This is a genomic window from Mycobacterium sp. (genome assembly GCF_050701675.1).
Classification (GTDB): domain Bacteria; phylum Actinomycetota; class Actinomycetes; order Mycobacteriales; family Mycobacteriaceae; genus Mycobacterium.
On record NZ_JBOGDD010000013.1, the window covers coordinates 1 to 3,039 of the forward strand.

Consider the following 3,039-nt stretch of genomic DNA (forward strand, 5'->3'; position numbering starts at 1 on the left):
GAGATCGACTGTGTGCCAGTCGTGTTCGGAGCCGGAGCAACGGTCACAGACCTCTTGGTCGAACTCGAGCGGTTGCGCGCACGCCGTACAGAAGGGCAGCACGAGCTCGTTGCGTTTCGCCGCCTCGTACAGCGGCGCGAGCGGGTCGCCCTCGACCGTGGGTGCCAGCGCAGGGTCCAGCAGCCAGTCCTCGAGTGCTTGCCTGTCCATGGTGGTCACGCGACGCGCTCCAGCACCAGCGCCGCGTGGTGATCGAGTCGGCCGCCGATCCCGCCGACGAGTGCGACCGTCGCATCGGGCACCTGACGTTGTCCACCCGTGCCGCGCAACTGGATCACCGCTTCGGCGAGAGGCGTCATGCCCTGCAGATAGAACCCGGAGAGCTGGCCTCCACCGGTGTTGGTCGGCAGCGTGCCGCCCGGCCCGGTATGCCCATCGCGCACGAAGTCGCCTGCGGGAACGTCACCGGCTAGTCCGTATTCTGCGAGCAGCACGAGGGTGACGATCGAGAACGGGTCGTACAGCTCGGCGACGTGAAGGTCGGACCGGCTCATACCCGCCTGACCGAGCGCGTCGTCCACCGCGCGGCCACCGCCGCCGAACCACGACTCGGCGCCCGCGCGCCGGCGCCGAACCGGATGCTCCCGTCCCGTGCCGCGCACGCGGAGTCGCGTCGTGCCGACGGACGACCGCCCGGTGAGGATCACGGCCACCGCCCCGTTCACCGGTCGAGCGCAGTCGAGCAGTCGCAGCGGTTCGGCGATCATCGGGCTGGCGCCGTAGCCGGCCTCGTCGAGTGGTTCGCGATTGACCGCATCGGGATTGCCGCCGGCCCAGGCCCGCGCGGTCGTGGCCACCGAGCGCAAGGCATCAGCCGTGGTCCCGGTGACGTGCAGCCATCTCTGAGCCAGGAGCGCATAGGTCGGTACCGACCCGAGAAGGCCAGAGGCGCGCTCCAATCCGCGCACGCCGACGTTGCCACCGCTCTGCGCGTAGGTGGAGCCCGCACCCCGGCCGGCCACCAGGGGCGTGTCCGCGAACACGCACAGCACGGTGGACGCCTCACCGGTGGCGATCGCGTGCCGCGCGCGCTGGATCATCGCAATGGTCGTGGCGCCCTTGATCTCCACGTGCTCGAGAAGCCGTAGATCCGAGAAGCCCCCTGCCGCTGCGAAGCCGACGCCCAGCCTGTCCGGTCGCACGCCCTGCGAGGAGCCGACCAGGAGGCCGTCGACCTCGTCACGTCCGAGTCCGGCGTCGGCCAGCGCGGCGCTGCTTGCCGCGGCGGCGAGTTGGAGCGGTGTCGCGCCCGGTCGCAGCGACATGGCGGTCATGCCCAGACCGACGAGGTCGACGTCGGGAGCGCTCACTGGTGATCCTCCCGTCGACGTTCACCCCGGTAGTTGCCCACGCGAAGCCAGTCCTCGCGGTCCTCGGGGGTGGCCAGGGTGAAACTCGCCAACTCGAGCGGACACAGGAAGACCTGCTCGCCGCCCTCGAGATCCTCGACGAGCAGGCGGGGCCCGTTGCCGTTGACGTCCAACGACACCCGCACGGCGGCGAACTCATTCACCAGCTCCGCGAGCGCGCGGCGTCCGGCCGGAGTGTTCACCCGTTCAGTATTACCGCATACTAGTGTCAGAATCAATGGACGGATGCGGAACCGCCACGGCGGGATCAGACGGCGTTCGGCATTGATTGAGACTTATCTACATGCGAACATGCCCTTTATGCGACCATGGATCGACGCGTAGAACATCGATGACGTAAGTTGACAGTGATGTCAGAAGCAAGGATCGAGAGGCTCCAGATGACGGAAACGCAGGCATCGCATACCGAAGCGCTCGGTGCCACCCAGTTGGATACGGACAACTACCGGAGCATCTGGCTGTACCTCAAGGAGCTCGCGTTCCGGCAGGGGTTCGTCGACATCACGGTCAGCGGCGCGACCGTCCGTACGCGATACGCCGAGGCCGGGAGCCCCGACAAGCCGCACGTCATCCTGCTGCACGGCACGGGTGGGCACTGGGAGACGTTTGCGCCCAACCTCGCGACGCTCTCCGAGCACTTTCACTGTGTCGCCATCGACATGGTGGGCAACGGATTCTCCGACAAGCCGGACTACGACTACGAGATCGCGGTGTACGTGGAACACCTGCTGGGGGTGATGGACCACTTCGGGATGACGTCGGCCAACTTCGTCGCCATGTCGCTTGGCGCGTTCGTCGCGTCCGCGATGTCCGTCGGTCATCCCGATCGCGTGGAAAAGGTGATCCTGATGTCGCCGGCTGGACGGGAATCGTCGGCGTCGAACATGGCGCGCATCCGGGCCGAACGCACCAAGGCGGTCAACGAGCCGACGTGGGAGTCGTTGCACGCCGTGTTCGCCCATCTGATCGCCGACGAGGCCAATCGGCTGCCCGACCTGATCGGACTGCGCCAAGCCATCTACCGGCGCGAGGACACCCGAAACACCATCGACCGGTTGCTCATCCTGCAGGACGAGAAAGTGCGCCACCGCAATCTGATTCCCGACGACGACTGGCGCGGGATCACGGCACCGGTGATGATCGTCGCCTCGGGCAAAGACCATGGCGTATACCAGGACACCGCACGCACCATCGCGGATCTGATCCCGAACTCCGAGATCTTCGAGATGGCGTCGGTACGTCACTGGCCGCACTTCGAGGATCCCGAGTCGTTCAACGGCGCCGCGGTCGAGTTCCTGTCGCGATGAGCCGCTCCGATTCCGCGAGACTGCCTTCACCGATGGGAAGTGCGAGTAGCGGTGTACGTGGTTGCAGTCTCGCGGCGGACGCAGGGGTCGAAGGATGAGCCGCCCCAGTCCCAATGACCTTGAGGACATCGCGCGCGATCTGTATGCCGCTGAGCTGAGCCGCACGCCGATCCGGCAGTTGTCACTCGACTACCCCGACATGACCATCGAGGACGCCTACGCGGTCCAACGCATCCTCGTGGAGCTGAAGGTCGCTGACGGCCGAAAGGTCAAGGGCCGCAAGATCGGACTGACCTCGAAGG

Annotated in this window: 3 protein-coding genes and 2 pseudogenes; 2 read left to right on the plus strand and 3 right to left on the minus strand. The window is 66.6% G+C overall.

What is annotated here, in order from left to right; genetic code table 11:
* From ACRDUX_RS00390 to ACRDUX_RS00400, 3 genes and pseudogenes are all read right to left on the minus strand, one after another.
* Nucleotides 1–210 (minus strand): annotated as a pseudogene (locus ACRDUX_RS00390) (Zn-ribbon domain-containing OB-fold protein); the annotation flags it as partial.
* Nucleotides 211–215: 5 nt separating this feature from the next.
* On the minus strand, nucleotides 216–1,334 hold the full coding sequence (locus ACRDUX_RS00395; protein ID WP_526409938.1) for a thiolase family protein: 1,119 nt from the start codon (nucleotides 1,332–1,334) through the stop codon (nucleotides 216–218).
* A 32-nt stretch (nucleotides 1,335–1,366) separates the two neighbouring features.
* Nucleotides 1,367–1,612, minus strand: a complete 246-nt coding sequence (locus tag ACRDUX_RS00400) for a hypothetical protein (RefSeq protein WP_526409935.1) — start codon at nucleotides 1,610–1,612, stop codon at nucleotides 1,367–1,369.
* 198 nt (nucleotides 1,613–1,810) lie between these two features.
* Between ACRDUX_RS00400 and ACRDUX_RS00405 the strand changes: the two genes are divergently transcribed.
* Both ACRDUX_RS00405 and ACRDUX_RS00410 read left to right on the plus strand, forming a co-directional pair.
* Complete coding sequence (locus ACRDUX_RS00405) at nucleotides 1,811–2,737, plus strand: alpha/beta fold hydrolase (RefSeq protein WP_526409936.1); 927 nt, start codon at nucleotides 1,811–1,813, stop codon at nucleotides 2,735–2,737.
* Between the two features lie 94 nt (nucleotides 2,738–2,831).
* Nucleotides 2,832–3,039: pseudogene (locus ACRDUX_RS00410) on the plus strand (2-oxo-hept-4-ene-1,7-dioate hydratase); the annotation flags it as partial.